The following is an 18,643-nucleotide window of genomic DNA, read 5'->3' as shown; positions in this document are numbered from 1 at the left end:
AAGATCAACCCCCTGCAGTTTATGAAAGTGCCTGGTTCATGAGGCACGCTACCGTCTAGGAAACTGGGGTCTATTCACTTTGATATAGGCGATCTGTTCTGCTTCACTCATTGCGGCAATACCTGCATCGCCAATCCTATTGTCTTGTTTCACAGCAAACCATCCTGTCCTGAGTCCCTAACTTCCTTCACGGCTTCGCTGAGCGGGGTTGTCACGCCCTTGCCTTCTGAGGTTAATTTTTGGGTTTCTGCCTTCAGCTTAGAAGTGGCCGCTTTGATACGATACATATCAGCCGTTAAACGAGGTCCGTTGATGGCATCCAGCCTTAATTTGCTCAAACTGTTCTCAATGGATTCAATGCGACCAATGTTTCTATCCAGAGCCGATTCAGCTTTTAGCAACTTGTCATACAGTTCTATTCGCGCTTCAACGGATTCTGCTGCCGCTAAATCCTCATGGATTTTCCGCATGGTTTTTGTCACCGATAATGCCCGCGCTCGGGTAAATATCAGTTCGTCATTAAGATCTGAATCTGCCGCCGCCTCAAACAAATCATCTGCATTCAGATATCGCGCATAAGCACCATGCTTTCTCGCAACCTGGTTGCCGGGAGCAAAAGCACCAACCGGATTGGGATTACCTGCATTGCCTTCTGAATGACGATTACCTTTGGTGAATTGCCCGTTGCCAGATCTGCCGGAGTTCGGTTTCTCGCTTGGCTCTGACTCGGGATCGCGGTCATCATCTACGCCCGATGATAATTTCTGTTCTTCCTCTTCCGCGTCATCACTGTTTGCGCACTGTTGCGCAGTAGTATCAGATTGCGCATTGTGCGCAGTTGTGCGGGGGATCTTTTGCGCAGATTTCGCAGCGCGAGGTTTGATGTAGCGGCGTGCAGATTGGTAATTAAGTCCATGCTGTTCACACCATTGCTGAGCAGTAATCCCTGTTTCTGCGTTGTCTGCCAGAAAGGCCGTTTGCAACGTTTTCCAATCATGCTTTGCCATAGTGTTCTATTGGTCTGTTGTGGGCCATTATCGAGCCACCTATTGGGAAGTGACTCTGTAATGACTTAAACAGCCTTACCCGATGTTTGCCCACGGGATAAAGCCCTCGGTGACTGCTCATGCAATTTCTGGCGCAGTAAATATCCTTCCAGCCCCCATATTTTATGTACCGCGTTATCCATAGCGATTCTACGACCTATCTCTTCATCAAAGTTCTCGGGACTTGCACAGGCACTCTCACCGGTAACGGTGTAACCATTCTCTAATGTGATACAGCAAATGATTACAGTGGTGCCTGGAAAACGATGATATTGGCCCGCAACCTGAACGCGCTCGATATGCTCCGGGGTAATCCGTGGTGCAGTTAAGCCTTTACGCTGAATTTCTTTCTCAATATCTTTATCGCTCATGGTAATTCCTGTTTGGTTGGTTGCTGTGACGGCAGGCTGCGAATTGACGCACGGTCATTGTTGGCCCTGTCTAACAGAGTCAGCAACGGGTCAATCCACAGCACTGCTTGGCGGTAAGTCATTCTGTGGGGGGATGTGGTACCAGTAAGGGTTCCGTCAGGTTGGCCGGAATTGCGCATTGCCCTGGCACGTAGACCGTCCGTATAGTCGTACATCCGCTGAGCAGTAGAATCAGGGATATACCGATCAGCGCATTCCTCAACTTTGAGGTCTTTGCGGTTTTCAATTTGCCTTTCCTCGCTTTTAGCTGTAATGCCAACGTTATAGCTACCAGCAGCCGCAGCTATCTCATTGGAACGCTGGAACTGAAAAGCCTGTAATGCCTGGGTGGCTTTTGACTCATCCAGATCACTTTGCAGTTGGGACAATTGCCCGGCCTTCTCAACAGCAGATTTGTGGAAATAGAAAGCGGTACCGCCAAGGCACAGGATCACCACCAGCAGAACGCTGGCAATCGCGATAAGTAGTTTTGTGGACATATCAGGATCCGGGCTTAATGCCGTTTACTATGAAAAAAGCAGGGGTAATGGCATACACCCGTGATTCAGATTTCACGTAGCGCTACCAAAACAGCATGTAAATGGGTGTTATTAGCTAATTTATAAGGGATTTATGGAGTTAGGCATAATTCGCGCTCGACTTCACGGCGATTAACTAACCCCTTCCAGACCTTGCCATCGGCCTTAACCCATCGGCGTAATTCTTCGCACGCCCCGGAGGTATCTCCACGGTTGAGTTTCTTCACCATAGTTGAATTCGACATTGCAGTAATACCGACGTTATAACCGAATGATGCCAGGGCGGCTTTGCGGAAATCAGTTAGTGGTACTTTGACGCTGCGATCGATAGCGGCAAATACGGGTATCAGGTCTTGTCGCAGCAAAGTGTCGCATTCTGTATCGCTGTAGCGTTTGCCGGGGATAATATCTTTGCCAGTGTGACCATCGCAGACCGTCAGCACGCCAACTACATCACGGTAAGGCATATACTCACGCCCTTCCAGTCCATCATGACCACCGACCAGAGCCAGAGTGATAGCCATAGCACCGCTCGCAGCTACGCCCAATAGTTTATTGCGTAACACGGGGGATATTGCCATTATTCCCCCTTTTCCGCTTTGCGTTTATCTTCTCGGACTTTGAAATACAAATTGGTTAGGAATGTCAGGAAGGCAAACATCAGGCTACCCAGCACGCCAATTGCCGCCCATTGTTCCGGGGCAAATCCATTCAATAATTGTTTAAACCAAAATAAAGCGCCGCCACCGGACGCGGTATAAGAGATACCGGTTGTGAGCCTCTCCATTTTCATGCTCCACCTCCCCGGATTTGGGGAATAAAAAAAGCCCGCAAGGCGAACCATGCAGGCTTTGGGATAATCAGGACTGACCGGAACTGACCAATAAAAAACCGGAGCAGCTTTTAAGCATACTCCGGCATCTTTCGGAAATTTAGCGCATATATGATTCAGGGTCAATCATTGGTCAAAAGTCTTTTTCTAACTGAATTCTCTCAATTAAAACATCACCGGCATTCGACTCTTCTACATATAGCCAGCGCATGCATTCCTTCACCAGCGGTGCATATTGCGCAGCCCACTCTCCGGCCGGTATCTCAGCCCCTATGATGCCCATGGATTTGCGCAGATGTTCCATTGTTGGCGGTATACGGCCACTGCCCCCACACTCGTTGCATATTTCGGGATGAGGTCGCAGAGTTTTACCGGCACCGTGGCAACGTGGACAGACTTGCGTTGTGGTTGCCTGTTGATTTGCCCATGCCCGTAGTGCGCCGCGTTCTGTTTTGATTTTAGACTGAAGGGTTTTTATTTCGTCTGCCAGTAATGCGATCGTGCCATCATCAAGTGCCTGGGCTTTATTTCTTTCCAGTAATTTGATTTGCTGCTGTATCCCATCAACGACCTTTCTGGTCATCCCTGTTCGGGAGCCGTAACGTCTTAATAAAGTTGCAATTTGCTCTACCTGCGCGGGGAGATTTCTATCCAATACCATGTTGAACGCCAACTGACAGGCAGCAATAGCACGCACTGGATGCGGTCGCTTATGCAGCCATACGCCAATAGCCGCCCGCACACGTTGTTCTGCTTTATAGTCATTGCGGTATTTGGTCATCAATATATCGAATCCAACAGGATGTTGGTGCTGGCAGGTAGCGAAAGTCCCTAATATCTGGTCTTTGGTCAGAACTGCACGACCTCGGCCAATGTTCAGCGATTCAATGCTGACGCAGCGCGGATCGTGCATTTTAATTAGTTGTTCAATTGCAGTGGTCATTGGTCAGTCCTAGTATTATGATGCAACATATTGATTGTATAGCTCATTGCATTAAACACAATAACCATTGGCATTATTGCAAATAATATAACATTGAGGTATTTAGATATGCAGTGGAGCTTTTAATGGATTCACTTAGCAGTGAAATATTCAACATACTAAAATATTTACTACCGGGTTTTGTAAGTGCGTGGATATTCCATTCATTTACATCCTATCCTAAGCAAGCCCAGTTTGAACGGATTATACAAGCACTAATATTTACTGCGTTTATTCAAGGCTGCGTAATGGTAACAAAGCCTTTAATGCTATTCATCGGTAAATATTGGTCGCTAGGAAGTTGGAGCGGTACGTCTCATGTTTTTTGGTCCTATGGTTTTTCTGTCTTAATTGGTTTTACATTCAGCACTCTCGCAAATAATGACAGATTCCATACATTCCTTAGGGACAGAAAGATCACCAAAGAACGCTCTTATCACTGTGAATGGTTTAGCACTTTTAAGGAAAATGAAACGTTCGTTATCCTACATTTGAAAGATGAGCGCCGGATATTTGGATGGCCTACTGAGTGGTCTTCAGATCCAACAAAAGGACATGTAATTCTTCAGGATCCGAGTTGGGTCACTGAAGATGGTTATCAAGATATGCCTACGGTAAAACTCTTTATGATAAGCGTATCCGATATTAAATGGGTTGAGTTTCTACAAGAAGAAAAAGGAGTCAACTTTGTCGAGTAAAGCGCCGACGCCACCACCTTATCAAACTAAAAAAGCAATTGGTGAAAGTAAAAATCCGCCACCAACCTTTAAGAGGCCATCACCGCCACCACCGCCACCACCACCGTCTAAAAATGACAAATAAGGAGTGAGTATGAGTAATAGAACACCTACACCACCACCATCGCAATCAAGGGATGAGAAGTTTAGCCGTAATCCTCCACCGCCGACCAATCTTAGGCCGGCACCACCGCCGCAACCTCCGAAGGGTAAATAATCGGGAGTTATAAATGTCCAATAAAGCACATATAAATCCCAAAAATCAGCCAGGCTACGCACAAAATAGCAAAAATCCACCGCCGCCGCCTGCAATGACTAAACCAGCATCACCTCCATCTCCTCCGACCAAAAAAGATTAATTATTAAGCCCAGCCCTTGCTGGGTTTTTATTTATATATTCAGTAATCGTTTTTACAGCTTCAACGCAACTAAATTTTATAATTGCAAGATAGCCCATTTCATTCATTTTATTTAGCCACTGATTTTGATCTGTGGTTAGCTTTCCATGCAATGCTTTCATCTCAATCCACAACCCTGCATAGCCACCACGCGGCAAAGCCAGAAATAAATCCGGCACGCCTTTCCTCAACCCAAGCCGCTTGGCATCCCTTGCCGCCTTTGGCCCACGCTTCCCCTCATTAGGAATATGGATCAGGTAATCACCAACACAGATACCATCGATAACAGTGTTATCCGCCCATTTGATAAGCGCGGCCTGTTCCTCCGTTTCTGCCTGGTGATTAACTTTGCGTACCTTGCCGTTGCAAAATTTTAATTTAGCTTTTGTACCTATATGGCTAATAACATCAATACTATTAAAAATAAGCACCTACTCTATTTTTTTGGAATCTGTTTTTAATTTACACTCTCGGTAGATTTTCTTTATACAAGTGTTCAGCTTTCCTCCATAACTCTCTAATATTAGTTTTTATCTTTTCCCCTAAAGATGCAACTCTCAACTCATGTTTAGCCTCTTCCATCATGCCAAAAAACAATTGCTCTGCCGCAAAACTCATTTTATCATATGCCTCAAAGTGATCTAGACCATCCTCCATTACCTCCCTATGAACCTTTCTCTCCTCTTTTAAGAAATCACGCAGTTTTTCGCTTGCTGAGGTGGTTAGTACTAGCGGTCCTAGTTCAGAAAGTTTGGTAATTTGACTAATAGTAGAATTACGTCTCGCATTTATTTCTTTAATTTCTTCCTCTGTTAATAAAGGCTCCATATCGTCTCCTAGGTAGGAAGATTGGAATGAATCATCTCTAAATGCTATATAATCATTTTTCAGTGTATAAAGAGATTCAGTCAAAGAAATATAAGCAGCAGCTCTCTTCTCCCACCATTTTTCGCGATAAAAACGTGATAATGCAAATCTCATCGTCAGATATGCCGCGATACCACCTATAACGAGTCCAATACTAGCTTGAGTAAAAAATGTATCCCAATTCACTTTTTTTCCTTTTATGTCACTCTTACTTTAGTTCCTCATTAAACCAATATTGCATGGTTTTATATAGTGAACATAACAAAGTTTCCTCCCTCTCCCCCACCAGCCACTCATATGGCACCCGCCCATCTAACACATCATGGCAATCCGAACAGCCGAATACGGCCCAGTAGTCATCTGACTTATACCCCATGCCGTGGGTCGAACTGGGTAAATGGCACAATACCGTTGTTTCCGAGTTTCCATTACAAATTCCGGGGATCTGGAGCGTGCAGCATTGGCCCCGCGCAGAATCGCGCAGGGCTTTGCTTCTAAATGCCGGGGACTTACTCACTTTTATACCTTAGAACGCTCTCTGCTTTGCTGATCTGGAGGTTAATATCATTCAACTTGAATGCGGCGTTTTTAATTCTTGCCCGGCAATTAACCTCTTCACGTTTCAGCTTTTCCAAGCCCTCACGATGTTGCTTAATTTCTCCACGCAGTCCTTTAAGTTCCCAATCGACTTTTGCTTCACCGTTGCAAACTAAATTAATCCAGTCGAATGCATCGACCACCGCACCACACCTGCGACAAGTGAGCGTACGTAGATGCTCATCGACTAGAATTTTTCCGTGCTTACAGCGCCGGTCTTGACTTTGGGCTGGCTCAGCCTTAACAAAATTCAGCATTTCTTTGATATCAGCGTTCTCATTAAATCGCTTGGTGAATGCCAATACATTGTCACTTTGATCATCATGAATATCGTTATTATCGCTCATTGGTCAATCCTCAGTATTCCAGCAGTCGGTTAACTGCCTGTTCCATTTCATACTCGTTATCAAAGTGCTGGCCTAATGTCTCATTCCAGATAACACCGGCCACCCCTTTATAAATCCGGTCAAAAGCACCCTGATCCATATTCACGAACGCAATACTCCAACGCTGTTTCAATGTGCCACCTTCTGGGTTGGGCATCAGGTCATAGAATCCGGCTTTGATCATGACGTGGTTAAAATAAGCGGTATCGGTCTTTACCGCCTCCCCATCAAATCTTTTTTGGCGCTGCCTGATGACTCGGTCTAATACCGCTTGAGCAATAGACTTGGTAACCTTTTCATAGAGTTCTGAATCTCCAGCGGCGCTGCCCACTGCTTTCGCTACCTCATGGGCTATCCATTCCTCTGGCGCACTGACGAAGGTCCAATCCGGTACCCAATATGAAAAACCCAGCTCGAGCAATTTCCAGAATTTACGATGATGTTTCAGGTTACGCCGGTCACCGATAGGGCTCATAGATATTGGAGTGCCAACAGGCACCCCTTTCATGGTTTCGCGATCGTGATCGGTGGCGTACTTAATTCCACCACCGGGTAACAGCACGCCCATAACTTCTGTCTTTTTCTTTCTCGGGGACTTAGTTCGCTGCGCTGTTGTCATACGGCCCCCATTGAGGACAGCCGCTCGGCCTCTCTGCGGATCTGCGCTAGAAATGCCTCTCCAGTGGCAAGTAATTGCTCACGGCTGATATAGCTAATCGCAGGGCCACGCCATTCCTTATCGAAAATTGCAATAGCCGCACCAAACCCAGCATTACAGGCCACCTGAGTGCTATCTTCGGGACGGAACCATGCAGGTACTTCAAAACCAATTCTGCCGCGAATGAATGCAATATGGTCTGCCACTTCAGGCCACCACACCTCTGACGTTGCCGCTTTGGTCAAATAGACATATCGACCGCCACGCTGCCGCATTTCAGAGGTATAACCCATGATGTGCCTCATACCTGTAATATATTGCCCTTCATGCTTTTTCGCCGTGCTGTAGGGAGGATTGGCAAATGCGGCACCATTCAATTCGGTCAGTCTTGCGGCCCAATCTTGAGTGAGCGCATTATCTTCCGCAGTGTAATAAGCAGGCGTTTTCGCATTCTCACCATCACTGAACAGATCCAGAACTAACGGGCCAAACATCGCATTGATGCCCCAGAACAGAGCATCTGGCGTGCGCCACTGATCACCAATCAATTTCAACTTATGCGTTGGGGCGGATTTGAGAGCGGCGAGATCATGAACATATTGGGTATTGGAGAAATCAATCATGCAATGGCTCCCCATGACCAGTATTTGGAATCAGACGATAAAACCAAACCCGCTTACCGCTATCTTCGTTGCGGACAGTTCTAACCTGTTTCACCAGCCCATGACGGACAGGATTAATTTCACGCAGGCGTGCGCTTATAGCGGTCTGGGTATCACCTTCACCGGGGAACATCTGGGATAATAATTTTTCGAGATCGCGCAGGGTCCGCCAGTCAGCACCACTGGCAGCACTGATCACGCGGTTTAACTGGCTGTTGGCATCGTTTACCCGACCAGCCAGGCGCATAGACCTTATATCGTTGTTAATACCAACCCTTTCGGCGTTGGGTACTTCCGGTTTGATCACCATGACGCGCCCTCCCCGATCAGCACTTGGCGGGTTCCGTCTGGCGTTGGTTGTGACACAATGCCTTCAACCTGCATTCTTTCAAGCAGCCAGGCCGCACGGTTATAACCAATGCGGAATTCACGCTGTAGCCCAGAGATTGAAGCTCTACCTTTCGCCTTGATGAACTTCACTGCCTCAGGATAGCGATCATCATTGTCCCGTTCTGCACCATCCAAATCGATCCATGAACTACGGGTTGCCTCGCCGCCTAATGCGGCAACCAGATCCGCAATTAAAGCGGCTAATTCACCCGTCATCAGAATAAAATCGGCATCAAAGCGCTGGGCGTAATCTTCCCGATCGATGTCGTTATTTTGTTCCAGCAACACGGCGCTGAATTTCACTTTCTTCAGGGTACCGTCATCGGCCAACACAAAGCTGATGCGTTCTTGCCATTCCAACGCCAACTTAGTAACCAGTTTCCCCGCGGCGATATGCCCCCGGATCTCGTCACTGACTAAATCCTGATGTTTACTGCGTAGAATCCCGCCTTGCTCCAGCACCGCCTTTAACTCAGCTTCTTCCTGAAGCGCAAACCCAGCGGGCGCGGAACCTGATCGCAGCCATTCGGTTAACGTCAGTTCAATTGGGGTATCAAGTGTCAAGGGGACAACAGGCAGAGAACCCATGGTTTTGCGCAGTAATGCCAATGCATTTTCAGCTTTCCGCGCGCTAGCGGCATCGATGATGATTAACCCAGCCCCTGCGTTAATCCAAATGGATGTTGTAGCGTATTTGCTAAAGGCCCGTGGCAACAGAGTCTGGATAACTTCATCTTTCAGCGAGTCTTTTTCTGTTTTTTTCAGTTTACGATGTTGCTCTTGTTCCAAACGCTCGACTTTACTCGCCAGTTCACGGGCGATAACCGGCGCAGGTAAATCCTTTTTTTCACACTGCAATGTGATCAGGATTTGCTTATTAGCCACATGCGCTAGCGTGGCGCTTTCGTTACCCATTGGCGATATCCAACCAGTTTTCGCCATATCCTGGCTACCACAGGGTGTAAATGCGAATTGTGCCATTTGCTCTTCCAGATTGGCGAAAGAGACATCGCGGGATAGTTTGTAAATCAACACGTTCTTGAAATTAATGCTCATTGATCAGTCCTCGGTAATTTTATTATTTTGCAAACCGTGGTCAGCGGCCTGCTGTAATGGCTTTTGGTGTTTACTGCCCAGAGACTCTTGTAACCTGATACTTTCATCTCGCCATCTTCTTGCCATTTCCTCCTGATCCTGTTTAATTTTATCTTTCAGTTCGTCTAAAAAATGACGGATTTTAGTTGGTACCCCATTACCCAACTTGCCCCTGTCTGATAACAACAACTGATATTTTTCAACTTTAGGTTTTGGCAGGAGTCCTGTTGTAACCGCCTGTTCAACGCTGCGTTTTACGGTCTCTTTATCCCATCCCTCAGACACTGACCATTCAGGTGATCGGCCTGTTCCCTGTGCTGCCTTAGTCAATCGCTCATAGGCCGCAATGAAAGCCATACGCGCACCCACCTTGTCACCTTCCTGCATAATTGGCAGAGCAATATTCCATGCCTGGGCAATTTCATTTGTCCAAACCACAGTGTTAGCCTCATCTTGCGCGGGTAATGCCAATGCCCATGCCTCATTCGCTGAGAGCCAATCGGGTTTACCGGCAATAGTTTGGATATTGCGGATAATATCGGCAGGTTTTGGTGAGAATCTGCCTTGGTCTGGATCAGTAAGCCAGTTGCTAAATGCCTGGCGTACGGTGTCGATATCGTATGGCAGCAACGCATTCCAATAGAGATCAAGCACAGCTTTTGATGCATCTTTTCCGTATATCGCCAGAGTGGCTTTCATGACCTCCGCGAATTCACGTCTATCAGCGATACCCTGCATATTCACCACCCATCATTGACAAAATCGTCTGCAACCTGCGCATTGCGAGCCTCCAGTGCTTCCTGACGACTCATGCTGGTGTTACCAGCGCACTGGTTCTGTGGCCGGCTACGATTCTGTAACCATTCAAATTTCAATCCCTGCCAACCGGCGGCCATGGCTTCAGATAACGCATCATCCACCGACCATCCAGCGGCAGCCGCTTTACTCAACTCCTTACCCAGCATGTTCACCACGGTCTGAGTCATTGGCGCTCGTTTTGCTTTTCGGTGTTTTAGGTAGTCATCCCAAATCTCAGAGCTAACAGCCATCGGAAAAGCGGAGAAGTCTATTGCAGAACTTTTAGCCGCCTTACGTGTGCGCTTCTCTGTAGTAATCTCTGTAGTAATCTCTGTATGATCGAAATGGGGAATCCCTTGCCCGCCAGTTAGGGAATCCCTTGCTGGCGGCTTGGGCTTTTCCTCGTTCGCCAATTGGGTTTTTCCCGTTTCCCGAAATGGGCTTTCCCCATTTGGCGATTTATCAATAGGTTGCGATAGCATTCCATCCAACCGGTCGGTATCAATCTGATAGTAAATACGGTGTTCTAACCGCTTATTTGTTTCTTTCAAAACCCCCGCTTGCTTGAGCTTTTTACGAGCTGTAAGTTGTTCCTCGTAGGTCAATCCTGTTTCAGATTCAATCTCTTCCGTAGTTTTAAAAATGCCAAACTCTGAAGTTTCTTTGCCCGTCCAATAGAAGAACTGGCAGAATAAAATGACTGCATTTACGCTCCCAAGATATGGAACCAAGCCAGGGTAGTAGGCAATCGGCCGGCCAAATTGGTATATGAGTTCAGATGGCGTCATAGATCCCCCTACGGCTGCTTTGCATCAGAGGGACTATGTTGACGGGAATAGAACGCCTGCGTCACACCGGACAACGTCCCTGTAATAGCCATACGGCGGGCCTCCTGCCCGTCAATAGCCAGTTTTTTACCCACGATATTGGCAATCAGTTCCACTGATGGCGTGGTGTTGGGTGTGATATTGCTCATAGAGGATTCTCCTGTTTTGGTGGAAGCTCAGGCAGCCATTCGGGTACCGGTAGCCCGGCGAGTTTTAATTCGGCATAAACATGGGCCAGCATTTCAGGCGCTTCGGCGAACATTGCCAAAAAACCACGAATCGCCGCCACATTGGTTTCTACTGCGGGGTTTGAGTCCAGTGCGCTGGCGGTGCTTTTGATGGTCACTGCCTCGCTTTCTGTCCATCGGGTTTTAATCTGATCTTCGCGGACGGTATGGAACGGTAATCCGTTCTTGCCTACTTTTTTGCGGGATAACAACTCCCGCCGAACGTCAGAGGCTATCGCAGCCCCTGCCGTTATACCGGCAGGTTGGTAAATTGTGGTCATTGGTCAGTCCTTAAATATCTTTGGTGATTACACACATGGACATAAACTGTGAATAGTTTCTTTTTTAGTCCGCCACGGAGGCGCAATGTCCAGTGATAATTCCCTTAGTTACATTAGAGCCTTGGTCGATGTTGTCGCCATTACCGTGCTATCCGGTAGTGATGAACAACATAAGCTCCGTATCAAGCAAAGTCTGGATGCAATCATGAATCATCCGACACTGGAGATGTCACATGAAGGCCAGGAACTGTTCGCTCACTTTGCTGCCCTTCTGGATGGCTCAAGCACTGAGGTTTTCCTTTCAGCACGGATACGCCAAGAAGATCCAGATCCTGAAAAGTCACACTCCTCCCCACATTTGCGTTTATTGAGAGGGGGCAAAGAGGAGTAGCAGTTTTTTGTTTCTTACGTTTGGCTCTCCAGTTAGCAAGCCAACGCTTTGGGCTAATAGTCATTGGTCAGTCCTCTATCTTTACTGATGAGCTGGTTTGGTCAGAACCAGACTGAGATTTTCCGGGTTGCGGCCATAATCTGCCGGGTTATAGGTGTATGGGATGTTGGGCGATAAATGGCATAACAAGGCGATATCTTCTGGCACGCCTTGAGATCGCCATTTCCCCACGGCTTGCCCCGTTCGAGGTTTCCCTCTGGTTGGGAAGCAACGTCCTATCTCCGCATTACTTCCCATTTCTGTTTTCAATATTTCATAAAGTTTCATTAATACCTCCTCACTAATCGTAACTAAAGTGTCGGGATGACACAAGGGAAAAACGAAAACAAAGTTTCATTAGATAATGTTACTTTGGTGTCAGATTCGTATAGTGTCTTTTACATATCAGGAGTCGTTAATGGGAAGCACTTTAGCCGAAAGGGTTAGTGAACGCAGATTGGCACTTAATTTAAGCCAGGAAGATCTGGCAAAGAAAGCTGGCGTCTCTCGCGTTGCCATCAGTAAAGCTGAACTAGGGCTCACTAAGAATTTTAATGGCGATACTTTATTTAACGTCGCACGCGCATTGCTATGCAATCCTGAATGGTTACAAACAGGGAAAGGCAGCCCTGAGTTGCAAAGCACATCTCATAACAATTGGGACGCTAATGTGACTGAAATTAACCGTCATCAATCAGCTCAGTCCTATGAGTACCCGAAAATTAGTTGGGTAAGTGCCGGAAATTGGTGTGAGGCCATTGAGCCATACAGCATTAATGAGATTGACCATTGGGTTACGACAACTAAATATGCTGGGCAAAATGCATTTTGGCTGGATGTGAAAGGCGATTCGATGACTTCACCTGTTGGGCTGACCATTCCTGAAGGCATGTCGATACTCATAAACCCCGACGCAGAACCAACATCTGGCAAGCTAGTTATCGCCAAGTTAACCGATGATAACGAAGCCACTTTCAAGCGCTACATTGAAGATGCTGGTAACAAGTATTTAAAGCCGCTTAACCCTCAGTACCCAATGATAAAAATCAACGGCAACTGCAAAATAATAGGCGTGGTTGTAGAAGCCAAGTGGGAAAATTTATAAGGATATTGCAATGTATTGTATGAAATGCGGTACATCAGTTGATCCACACAACAAATTTTGCCCATCCTGTGGAACACAAATCGCTCAATTAAATGAGGTAAATAAATCAAATCCTTGGCACGATAAACAAGACAACCAACAAAAAACCATTTTAAAAGCACAACCTATTGTTGCAAATGAAATAAAAGGTGATGGATTTTTTAAGAAATGGAGATTTTATATTTTAGTTTCAATAGCTTTTCTGATCTTTAGTTTAGTAAGAAAAGATTTAATACAAATTGAAGCAAATAATGAAATAAAACCAGACGCATGGGCAGTTGCAACCGAAAAATATAAGAAAATCAAAGCGGACCAAAACCTACCAGTCGTAGTGGATCAATATACAATTTTCAGAGATATCTATGTTGAAGATCGAAAAATACACTATGTATATACTGTAAAAAATTTAGCTGTAACAGAAGAACTAAAAAATGAGCTTTATACTATGGCACTAAAAATGTTCAACGAAAACATGTGCCAAAATCCGTTAATAACCCAACATGGTGGTCAGCTTGTTTTGTCTTACCAGTTTATAACTGGCACTCTTGACTATAAGTTTGATAAAAGTTTTTGCCTGAAAAAATAGTTACTGCCTGAAGTTCCCTCCTTCTGCTTTTATCCTTTCGCATCAATCCGAAACTAAAGTATCAAACCTCACTTGACGCAATCCGAAACTAAAGTTACATTTAAGTTCAAGAACAAGACTACCACCCGAATCAATGGGTACGCTCTTTAACAAATCGGTTAAGTGACATCAAAACGGTCCGCGTGTACCAGTCACGGCTCAGCTAAACCACGCAGTACCCACAATGGAGGAAAAAATCATGAAGTAACAACGCGGATAGACCGCACCCCACTGCCTGATTAAATTCAGGCTCGCGACGACGGCGTTACAGGTCGGGTTCCCACAGCGGCGTAGTGAGGGAAAGGAGGCGTGAAGCATCACTGAGTAACCGGTTCGCGCCCGGTTAACGCATAAGCAGCTTAAAAATGACGAGTGGATTTACCCTGCTGCTGTCAGTTAGAGGCCGCAGGCATAAAACCACTAATTACCCATGTGCCTTTTTAAAAGGTACTGCGGTGATAGAAGCAACTGAGGACTGACCAATGGCCACAACATCTCGTCAAAAGCGTATGGCAAAAAAACGCAACGCCTATATCCAGGCACTGGCAAAGCGTGAAAGTAACCGAGTTGAAAAAGCAGTATTAGTTTTGGTGCGGTGCAAACCGATGCCAGATATGCCAGCCGTACCCAGCAAGCCCAGAACTTCAGCAGATCCAGAGAAACGGATTGCAGCAGTTGCCCGCCAGAAGATGCGTGGTTGCAGTAAGTTACCTCGCGGGGTGCGTTAAGCATTAATTAGCAGGAAAGCAAAATAAACCATCGGAGCTACAGCTTAGGCTGTGGCTCTTTTTTTTACCTAAAAGGAACTAATATGAGCAATTTACCAGCAATTAGTATGAAGCAGATTGAATCTTCCCAGATCCACAGCATCGGCCATGACCCAGTTAGCAACACTCTGGCGATTCGTTTTAAGTCGAAGGGTGAACCGGCAGCCCTGTATCACTACCAGAATGTGTCCGCTGATGATTACGCGGCATTCTCCGGTGCTGAATCAATTGGCTCCCACTTCTACCGCAATATCAAGCCAGATACAGATCGCTACCCATTCCAACGCATTAACGAAAAGAAAGACGGCGAATAATCAACGCTCTTTCACCATGCGCCTAATCAGTATGGGCGCATGAGTAAGACCATTGAGGAAAACATATTGGACACTTCTAAAATTAAGACCCCGACCAATCCAAGTCGAACAGCTACTGCCCGAGTAAAAAATCCTCTTCCGGCCCCCACAGAGTGCCATTTTTGCTCTGGTAGCGTTCAAATCGCCACGCATCAAGAAGTTTATGGGCGCGACTACAACGACTGGCCTTATGTCTATTTATGCCAAGGCTGTGGCGCGTATGTGGGATTGCACCCATTCACTGCAATTCCTTTAGGGACATTGGCTGACAAAGCCACCAGGCAAGCGAGGAAGGAGTGCAAAACCCCATTTGAGTGCATTTGGCAATCAAGGCTTATGTCTCGCTCTCAGGCGTATGGATGGCTAGCTGAAAAAATGGGGATACCCGCAGAGAAATGCCACTTTGGTTGGTTTGACATTAAGCAGTGCCAACAAGCGAAACAGATATGTGAAGACTATCTCTCAACCTGATAAGCGAGGTGCATCGTGAATGAGTACAACTATCAGCGAATGGTTGAGCAATCGCTGGAGCAATATGACCGCCTGTTGATATCGGATCCCGGTGAGCAAAAGGAATTGGGCAAGCGGATTGAGTTCCTACGTCAGCACTCGAAAATGCTCAGTGCTTTTAAATCCGCAATTAAAAATAGTTGCCATGTTGCAGGTTCAAGCGGTGAACATCTTCCGGCATTTACCGAAACCGCCGATATGGAACTCTATCTGGATGAGGTACAGGAGGAAATATTTCTCCGGGTTGCCAAGGCAGAACGAGCAATGGAATTAGACGCTGAGAAAAACCACCAACTCCAATAAAGAGAAAAGCCCCAGCGATTAAGCCGGGGCTATCCCAGGAGTGCGGGACCAACCGCAAACCTACTGAGGACTGAACAATAACCACGAGGATTATTATCAGCGTGGTTGAGTGACCAAACCCAACCGTGGGAAAGCATACCATGCCTATTGAATTCATCAAGAGACTCCAATACCGCCACCGAGTTACTGGCGACGATTTTAACCTTTATCCCCGCCAATCTGGCCTGAAATTCTTCTTCGCCTGTGTTTTAGGCGCTTTCATGTTTCTGGCTATCGCTATCAAAATCTGAGGGCTGACCAATGACCACCCAAGCAGTAACAACCCGTAATCTCCCGCCCGCCGTGGTTGGGTTGAATATTGACGAACCAACGTGGAACGCGCTGAAAAACAGTATTTACCCTGGCGCTAAAGATGATTCAGTCATCATGGCGGTGAGTTATTGCCGCGCCCGCCAGTTAGACCCGTTGATGAAACCCGTTCATTTAGTTCCAATGAGCGTGAAAGATGCTCTAACCGGTAAAAACGAATGGCGCGATGTGGTGATGCCCGGTGTTGGGCTTTATCGTATACAAGCAGACCGCTCCGGTAACTATGCTGGCGCACAAGAACCAGAGTTTGGCCCGGATATTACACAAACACTTAGCGGTGTAGAAATTACGTTCCCTCAGTGGTGCAAATACACACTGAGCAAACTCATGCCTAACGGCACTATCGTGGCGTTCAGCGCGAAAGAGTATTGGTTGGAAAACTACGCAACCGCTGGCCGCGATACTCAGGCACCCAATGCTATGTGGAAAAAGCGGCCCTATGGGCAACTCGCCAAGTGTGCGGAAGCCCAGGCTCTCCGTAAAGGGTGGCCGGAAATTGGTCAGCAGCCAACAGCGGAAGAAATGGAAGGTAAAAGTCTTGATGTGAATGAAGGTAAAGAACACAGCCAAGGCAGCCAGCAACCAAGCCAACCGCAGGCACTACCGGAATACAGCGCGGAACAATTTCAACGCGCACTTGCTGACTGGACAACGCTGATCAACAAGGGCAAGAAAACCGCCGCGCAAATCATCAACACCATCGAAAGCAAATACACCCTGACCTCAGCACAAATCAAAACTATCGAACATCTGGAGGCGGAAGATGCAAATCATTAATGTCCAGCAAGGCACGCCGGAATGGCACGCCTTGCGCAGTCGCCATTTCACCGCCAGCGAAGCCCCGGTAATGATGGCAGCCTCCAGTAAAATGCGCCGCGATGAATTGCTGAACATGAAGGCTACCGGCTCAGAACGGGAAATCAGCGATTGGGTACAAACCAACTTGTTTGATAAAGGTCACGCGCAGGAGGCCACAGCACGGGTAATCGTAGAATCCATGATCGGTACCGAATTATTCCCAGCAACCGCCATCGATGATGATGGCTATTTGTTGGCTTCCTTTGATGGCATGACCATGATGGAAGATGTGTTGTTTGAGCACAAAATGTGGAATGCCACACTGGCACTGGCAGTGAAAAATAAAGACTTGCCGCCAGAGTATTACTGGCAGTTAGAACAGCAGCTTTTAGTGAGTGGGTCCGAAAAGGTCATTTTTGTGGTATCAGATGGCACTGAAGATAACTTTGTGTGGATGGAGTATTTACCGGTACCTGGTCGCCGTGAAGCTTTGATGGCGGGCTGGCAGCAATTTGAGCAGGATTTGAACGGTTACACAGCCCCTGAGATAAAAGACATCCCACAGGGTAAAGCCTTAATGCGCCTCCCGGCTCTGCTGGTAGAAATCGAAGGAGCAGTAAAAGAATCAAACCTGACTGTTTACCAGAATCAGGCGCTGGCCTTTATTCAATCCATCAACACCAATCTGGTGACCGATCAGGACTTCGCTGACGCAGAAGAAACCGTTAAGTTCTGCGAAAAGGCGGAGAAAGAGCTGGATCTGATTAAACAACAGGCACTGTCTAAAACTGAACAGATTGATCTCCTTTTCCGCACCATTGATACCTTGCGCGATGAAATGCGAAACAAACGGCTAGACCTGTCAAAACTCGTTAAGTTGCGCAAAGAAGCTATTCGCCTTGAAATATTGAATAAGGCCAAAGCCGCGCTTGCCGAGCACATTGCTGTTATCAATAAACAGTTGGCTATTGTCACCCTACCCGCGATTCCGGCTGACTTTGCCACTGCCATCAAAGGCAAGAAAACCCTCACCTCGTTGCAAAGTGCCGCCAACGATGAGCTAGCCCGCGCCAAGATTGCCGCTAATCAATTAGGTGAAAAATATCAGGCTAATTTAGCGCTATTTGCTGATATTGAACCGGCTTATAAAAATCTGTTCGCTGACATCAACCAGATAATTGCTCTTGAGCACGAACATTTGGCGCTGATGATTGAACAACGCATTACCAGGCAAAAACAGATTGAGGAACAGCACAGACAGCAGGAAGCATTGCGGCTTGATGAATTGAAAAAACAGCAACAGGCTGCATCAGTGATCACCACAGAGACTGTTGCCGCTAGCACTGATACAACTGCCCATCAGCCGTTGCACCCTGCGAGATCGGTTAACTTTCCTAAGCAACTGGGCAAATCTGTAAATTCGGCAACTATAGACAAGCCAGTTGATTGGATTGCACAAATTAACGCTGATTTAGTGGCGGCAGGAATTGAGCTTACTACTGAAACAGTTAACCGTCTGTACAACGCGGTGAAAGCTGGCCAGATCCGCTATTTCTCTATCACGCAATAACCTTTCATAACCTGCCACGGCAGGCATTCCACAGGTAACCCA

At 46.8% G+C, this 18,643-nt stretch carries 31 protein-coding genes and 1 pseudogene; 11 read left to right on the top strand and 21 right to left on the bottom strand.

Features of this window, described 5'->3' with window-relative positions:
- Positions 1 to 149: 149 nt before the first annotated feature.
- The 6 genes from DBA33_RS18480 to DBA33_RS18455 form a co-directional block, all read right to left on the bottom strand.
- Entirely contained in the window at positions 150 to 1,007 is an 858-nt protein-coding gene (locus tag DBA33_RS18480) for a terminase (protein ID WP_120806955.1), read from the bottom strand.
- Positions 1,008 to 1,072: 65 nt separating this feature from the next.
- Positions 1,073 to 1,417 (bottom strand): Gp49 family protein, encoded by a 345-nt coding sequence (locus DBA33_RS18475; RefSeq protein ID WP_051847063.1) that lies wholly within the window; start codon positions 1,415 to 1,417, stop codon positions 1,073 to 1,075.
- Positions 1,414 to 1,956 (bottom strand): DUF2570 domain-containing protein, encoded by a 543-nt coding sequence (locus tag DBA33_RS18470; RefSeq protein WP_096823449.1) that lies wholly within the window; start codon positions 1,954 to 1,956, stop codon positions 1,414 to 1,416. Before DBA33_RS18470 ends, DBA33_RS18475 begins: the two co-directional genes overlap by 4 nt.
- Positions 1,957 to 2,087: 131 nt before the next feature.
- Positions 2,088 to 2,570, bottom strand: coding sequence for a lysozyme (locus DBA33_RS18465; RefSeq protein ID WP_162975242.1), 483 nt, complete (start codon positions 2,568 to 2,570; stop codon positions 2,088 to 2,090).
- Between the two features lie 5 nt (positions 2,571 to 2,575).
- Positions 2,576 to 2,788: a class II holin family protein gene (locus DBA33_RS18460; RefSeq protein WP_038245276.1), complete on the bottom strand. Its 213-nt coding sequence runs from the start codon at positions 2,786 to 2,788 to the stop codon at positions 2,576 to 2,578.
- 172 nt (positions 2,789 to 2,960) lie between these two features.
- Positions 2,961 to 3,770 carry a TIGR02642 family protein gene (locus DBA33_RS18455; protein WP_120806953.1) on the bottom strand — a complete coding sequence of 270 codons (810 nt, stop codon included), beginning with the start codon at positions 3,768 to 3,770 and terminating at the stop codon, positions 2,961 to 2,963.
- A gap of 125 nt (positions 3,771 to 3,895) precedes the next feature.
- Here DBA33_RS18455 and DBA33_RS18450 point away from each other — a divergent pair, with 125 nt between their 5' ends.
- On the top strand, positions 3,896 to 4,507 hold the full coding sequence (locus tag DBA33_RS18450; protein WP_038246024.1) for a DUF6338 family protein: 612 nt from the start codon (positions 3,896 to 3,898) through the stop codon (positions 4,505 to 4,507).
- A gap of 21 nt (positions 4,508 to 4,528) precedes the next feature.
- Here DBA33_RS18450 and DBA33_RS20720 read toward each other — a convergent pair whose 3' ends face one another.
- The 14 genes and pseudogenes from DBA33_RS20720 to DBA33_RS18390 form a co-directional block, all read right to left on the bottom strand.
- Positions 4,529 to 4,843, bottom strand: a complete 315-nt coding sequence (locus DBA33_RS20720) for a hypothetical protein (RefSeq protein WP_139240118.1) — start codon at positions 4,841 to 4,843, stop codon at positions 4,529 to 4,531.
- Positions 4,844 to 4,901: 58 nt separating this feature from the next.
- Positions 4,902 to 5,375 (bottom strand): VRR-NUC domain-containing protein, encoded by a 474-nt coding sequence (locus DBA33_RS18445; RefSeq protein WP_234402485.1) that lies wholly within the window; start codon positions 5,373 to 5,375, stop codon positions 4,902 to 4,904.
- Between the two features lie 31 nt (positions 5,376 to 5,406).
- Positions 5,407 to 5,997, bottom strand: coding sequence for a hypothetical protein (locus tag DBA33_RS18440; protein ID WP_038245411.1), 591 nt, complete (start codon positions 5,995 to 5,997; stop codon positions 5,407 to 5,409).
- A gap of 22 nt (positions 5,998 to 6,019) precedes the next feature.
- Complete coding sequence (locus DBA33_RS18435; RefSeq protein WP_071665737.1) at positions 6,020 to 6,328, bottom strand: DUF1364 domain-containing protein; 309 nt, start codon at positions 6,326 to 6,328, stop codon at positions 6,020 to 6,022.
- A complete protein-coding gene (locus tag DBA33_RS18430) occupies positions 6,321 to 6,755 on the bottom strand; it encodes a hypothetical protein (RefSeq protein ID WP_120806952.1) in 435 nt (144 codons plus the stop codon). Before DBA33_RS18430 ends, DBA33_RS18435 begins: the two co-directional genes overlap by 8 nt.
- Positions 6,756 to 6,765: 10 nt before the next feature.
- A complete protein-coding gene (locus tag DBA33_RS18425) occupies positions 6,766 to 7,413 on the bottom strand; it encodes a DUF1367 family protein (protein WP_120806951.1) in 648 nt (215 codons plus the stop codon).
- Positions 7,410 to 8,075, bottom strand: coding sequence for a phage N-6-adenine-methyltransferase (locus DBA33_RS18420; protein ID WP_120806950.1), 666 nt, complete (start codon positions 8,073 to 8,075; stop codon positions 7,410 to 7,412). The genes DBA33_RS18425 and DBA33_RS18420 overlap by 4 nt, the downstream gene beginning before the upstream one ends.
- Positions 8,068 to 8,424, bottom strand: a complete 357-nt coding sequence (locus DBA33_RS18415; RefSeq protein WP_120806949.1) for a hypothetical protein — start codon at positions 8,422 to 8,424, stop codon at positions 8,068 to 8,070. Before DBA33_RS18415 ends, DBA33_RS18420 begins: the two co-directional genes overlap by 8 nt.
- On the bottom strand, positions 8,418 to 8,594 hold the full coding sequence (locus DBA33_RS21005; protein ID WP_240442723.1) for a DNA translocase FtsK: 177 nt from the start codon (positions 8,592 to 8,594) through the stop codon (positions 8,418 to 8,420). Before DBA33_RS21005 ends, DBA33_RS18415 begins: the two co-directional genes overlap by 7 nt.
- A gap of 66 nt (positions 8,595 to 8,660) precedes the next feature.
- Positions 8,661 to 9,560 (bottom strand): annotated as a pseudogene (rdgC, locus tag DBA33_RS18410) (recombination-associated protein RdgC); the annotation flags it as partial.
- Between the two features lie 3 nt (positions 9,561 to 9,563).
- Positions 9,564 to 10,298 carry a hypothetical protein gene (locus DBA33_RS18405; protein ID WP_240442722.1) on the bottom strand — a complete coding sequence of 245 codons (735 nt, stop codon included), beginning with the start codon at positions 10,296 to 10,298 and terminating at the stop codon, positions 9,564 to 9,566.
- Positions 10,299 to 10,339: 41 nt separating this feature from the next.
- Positions 10,340 to 11,185, bottom strand: coding sequence for a hypothetical protein (locus tag DBA33_RS18400; protein WP_120806946.1), 846 nt, complete (start codon positions 11,183 to 11,185; stop codon positions 10,340 to 10,342).
- 8 nt (positions 11,186 to 11,193) lie between these two features.
- On the bottom strand, positions 11,194 to 11,373 hold the full coding sequence (locus DBA33_RS18395; protein WP_096823462.1) for a hypothetical protein: 180 nt from the start codon (positions 11,371 to 11,373) through the stop codon (positions 11,194 to 11,196).
- Positions 11,370 to 11,732, bottom strand: coding sequence for a hypothetical protein (locus DBA33_RS18390; protein ID WP_038243391.1), 363 nt, complete (start codon positions 11,730 to 11,732; stop codon positions 11,370 to 11,372). The genes DBA33_RS18395 and DBA33_RS18390 overlap by 4 nt, the downstream gene beginning before the upstream one ends.
- 85 nt (positions 11,733 to 11,817) lie before the next feature.
- Here DBA33_RS18390 and DBA33_RS18385 point away from each other — a divergent pair, with 85 nt between their 5' ends.
- Positions 11,818 to 12,123, top strand: a complete 306-nt coding sequence (locus DBA33_RS18385) for a hypothetical protein (protein ID WP_038243388.1) — start codon at positions 11,818 to 11,820, stop codon at positions 12,121 to 12,123.
- Between the two features lie 81 nt (positions 12,124 to 12,204).
- On the opposite strand, the gene DBA33_RS18380 is transcribed toward DBA33_RS18385, so the two are convergent.
- On the bottom strand, positions 12,205 to 12,450 hold the full coding sequence (locus DBA33_RS18380) for a hypothetical protein (protein ID WP_038243385.1): 246 nt from the start codon (positions 12,448 to 12,450) through the stop codon (positions 12,205 to 12,207).
- Between the two features lie 130 nt (positions 12,451 to 12,580).
- Here DBA33_RS18380 and DBA33_RS18375 point away from each other — a divergent pair, with 130 nt between their 5' ends.
- The 9 genes from DBA33_RS18375 to DBA33_RS18340 all read left to right on the top strand — a co-directional run bounded on the left by DBA33_RS18375 (position 12,581) and on the right by DBA33_RS18340 (position 18,601).
- A complete protein-coding gene (locus DBA33_RS18375) occupies positions 12,581 to 13,267 on the top strand; it encodes a S24 family peptidase (RefSeq protein ID WP_038243382.1) in 687 nt (228 codons plus the stop codon).
- Between the two features lie 10 nt (positions 13,268 to 13,277).
- On the top strand, positions 13,278 to 13,892 hold the full coding sequence (locus DBA33_RS18370; protein ID WP_038243379.1) for a zinc ribbon domain-containing protein: 615 nt from the start codon (positions 13,278 to 13,280) through the stop codon (positions 13,890 to 13,892).
- Positions 13,893 to 14,413: 521 nt separating this feature from the next.
- Positions 14,414 to 14,659, top strand: a complete 246-nt coding sequence (locus DBA33_RS18365) for a hypothetical protein (RefSeq protein WP_120806945.1) — start codon at positions 14,414 to 14,416, stop codon at positions 14,657 to 14,659.
- 83 nt (positions 14,660 to 14,742) lie between these two features.
- Positions 14,743 to 15,012 carry a KTSC domain-containing protein gene (locus DBA33_RS18360; protein ID WP_050126798.1) on the top strand — a complete coding sequence of 90 codons (270 nt, stop codon included), beginning with the start codon at positions 14,743 to 14,745 and terminating at the stop codon, positions 15,010 to 15,012.
- Between the two features lie 39 nt (positions 15,013 to 15,051).
- Positions 15,052 to 15,522: a zinc-finger-containing protein gene (locus DBA33_RS18355; RefSeq protein WP_120806944.1), complete on the top strand. Its 471-nt coding sequence runs from the start codon at positions 15,052 to 15,054 to the stop codon at positions 15,520 to 15,522.
- A 15-nt stretch (positions 15,523 to 15,537) separates the two neighbouring features.
- Positions 15,538 to 15,864 carry a hypothetical protein gene (locus tag DBA33_RS18350; RefSeq protein ID WP_126940132.1) on the top strand — a complete coding sequence of 109 codons (327 nt, stop codon included), beginning with the start codon at positions 15,538 to 15,540 and terminating at the stop codon, positions 15,862 to 15,864.
- Positions 15,865 to 16,004: 140 nt separating this feature from the next.
- The gene (locus DBA33_RS20715; RefSeq protein WP_162975241.1) at positions 16,005 to 16,154 is read left to right on the top strand and encodes a hypothetical protein; all 150 of its coding nucleotides are present in this window, start codon (positions 16,005 to 16,007) and stop codon (positions 16,152 to 16,154) included.
- 10 nt (positions 16,155 to 16,164) lie between these two features.
- Positions 16,165 to 17,010, top strand: coding sequence for a phage recombination protein Bet (gene bet, locus DBA33_RS18345; protein ID WP_038243369.1), 846 nt, complete (start codon positions 16,165 to 16,167; stop codon positions 17,008 to 17,010).
- Positions 16,997 to 18,601, top strand: a complete 1,605-nt coding sequence (locus DBA33_RS18340; protein ID WP_120806943.1) for a YqaJ viral recombinase family protein — start codon at positions 16,997 to 16,999, stop codon at positions 18,599 to 18,601. The genes bet and DBA33_RS18340 overlap by 14 nt, the downstream gene beginning before the upstream one ends.
- The last annotated feature ends 42 nt before the right edge of the window (positions 18,602 to 18,643 follow it).

The organism is Yersinia sp. IP36721, from assembly GCF_003634395.1.
In the GTDB taxonomy this organism is placed as follows: Bacteria; Pseudomonadota; Gammaproteobacteria; order Enterobacterales; family Enterobacteriaceae; genus Yersinia; species Yersinia entomophaga.
Note: the sequence above shows the minus strand (reverse complement) of the source record. Positions and strands in the feature narration are given on the sequence as shown.

What these genes read in the sequence shown, in the direction of transcription:
- DBA33_RS18405 (WP_240442722.1), bottom strand. Translation starts at nt 10,298, where the DNA reads ATGAAAGCCACTCTGGCGATATACGGAAAAGATGCATCAAAAGCTGTG.
- DBA33_RS18450 (WP_038246024.1), top strand. Translation starts at nt 3,896, where the DNA reads ATGGATTCACTTAGCAGTGAAATATTCAACATACTAAAATATTTACTA.
- DBA33_RS18415 (WP_120806949.1), bottom strand. Translation starts at nt 8,424, where the DNA reads ATGGTGATCAAACCGGAAGTACCCAACGCCGAAAGGGTTGGTATTAAC.
- DBA33_RS18425 (WP_120806951.1), bottom strand. Translation starts at nt 7,413, where the DNA reads ATGACAACAGCGCAGCGAACTAAGTCCCCGAGAAAGAAAAAGACAGAA.
- DBA33_RS18340 (WP_120806943.1), top strand. Translation starts at nt 16,997, where the DNA reads ATGCAAATCATTAATGTCCAGCAAGGCACGCCGGAATGGCACGCCTTG.
- DBA33_RS18430 (WP_120806952.1), bottom strand. Translation starts at nt 6,755, where the DNA reads ATGAGCGATAATAACGATATTCATGATGATCAAAGTGACAATGTATTG.
- DBA33_RS18475 (WP_051847063.1), bottom strand. Translation starts at nt 1,417, where the DNA reads ATGAGCGATAAAGATATTGAGAAAGAAATTCAGCGTAAAGGCTTAACT.
- bet (WP_038243369.1), top strand. Translation starts at nt 16,165, where the DNA reads ATGACCACCCAAGCAGTAACAACCCGTAATCTCCCGCCCGCCGTGGTT.
- DBA33_RS18375 (WP_038243382.1), top strand. Translation starts at nt 12,581, where the DNA reads ATGGGAAGCACTTTAGCCGAAAGGGTTAGTGAACGCAGATTGGCACTT.
- DBA33_RS18400 (WP_120806946.1), bottom strand. Translation starts at nt 11,185, where the DNA reads ATGACGCCATCTGAACTCATATACCAATTTGGCCGGCCGATTGCCTAC.
- DBA33_RS18370 (WP_038243379.1), top strand. Translation starts at nt 13,278, where the DNA reads ATGTATTGTATGAAATGCGGTACATCAGTTGATCCACACAACAAATTT.
- DBA33_RS18455 (WP_120806953.1), bottom strand. Translation starts at nt 3,770, where the DNA reads ATGACCACTGCAATTGAACAACTAATTAAAATGCACGATCCGCGCTGC.
- DBA33_RS18470 (WP_096823449.1), bottom strand. Translation starts at nt 1,956, where the DNA reads ATGTCCACAAAACTACTTATCGCGATTGCCAGCGTTCTGCTGGTGGTG.
- DBA33_RS18355 (WP_120806944.1), top strand. Translation starts at nt 15,052, where the DNA reads ATGAGTAAGACCATTGAGGAAAACATATTGGACACTTCTAAAATTAAG.
- DBA33_RS18460 (WP_038245276.1), bottom strand. Translation starts at nt 2,788, where the DNA reads ATGAAAATGGAGAGGCTCACAACCGGTATCTCTTATACCGCGTCCGGT.
- DBA33_RS18420 (WP_120806950.1), bottom strand. Translation starts at nt 8,075, where the DNA reads ATGATTGATTTCTCCAATACCCAATATGTTCATGATCTCGCCGCTCTC.
- DBA33_RS18385 (WP_038243388.1), top strand. Translation starts at nt 11,818, where the DNA reads ATGTCCAGTGATAATTCCCTTAGTTACATTAGAGCCTTGGTCGATGTT.
- DBA33_RS18480 (WP_120806955.1), bottom strand. Translation starts at nt 1,007, where the DNA reads ATGGCAAAGCATGATTGGAAAACGTTGCAAACGGCCTTTCTGGCAGAC.
- DBA33_RS18395 (WP_096823462.1), bottom strand. Translation starts at nt 11,373, where the DNA reads ATGAGCAATATCACACCCAACACCACGCCATCAGTGGAACTGATTGCC.
- DBA33_RS18365 (WP_120806945.1), top strand. Translation starts at nt 14,414, where the DNA reads ATGGCCACAACATCTCGTCAAAAGCGTATGGCAAAAAAACGCAACGCC.
- DBA33_RS18390 (WP_038243391.1), bottom strand. Translation starts at nt 11,732, where the DNA reads ATGACCACAATTTACCAACCTGCCGGTATAACGGCAGGGGCTGCGATA.
- DBA33_RS20715 (WP_162975241.1), top strand. Translation starts at nt 16,005, where the DNA reads ATGCCTATTGAATTCATCAAGAGACTCCAATACCGCCACCGAGTTACT.
- DBA33_RS18360 (WP_050126798.1), top strand. Translation starts at nt 14,743, where the DNA reads ATGAGCAATTTACCAGCAATTAGTATGAAGCAGATTGAATCTTCCCAG.
- DBA33_RS18380 (WP_038243385.1), bottom strand. Translation starts at nt 12,450, where the DNA reads ATGAAACTTTATGAAATATTGAAAACAGAAATGGGAAGTAATGCGGAG.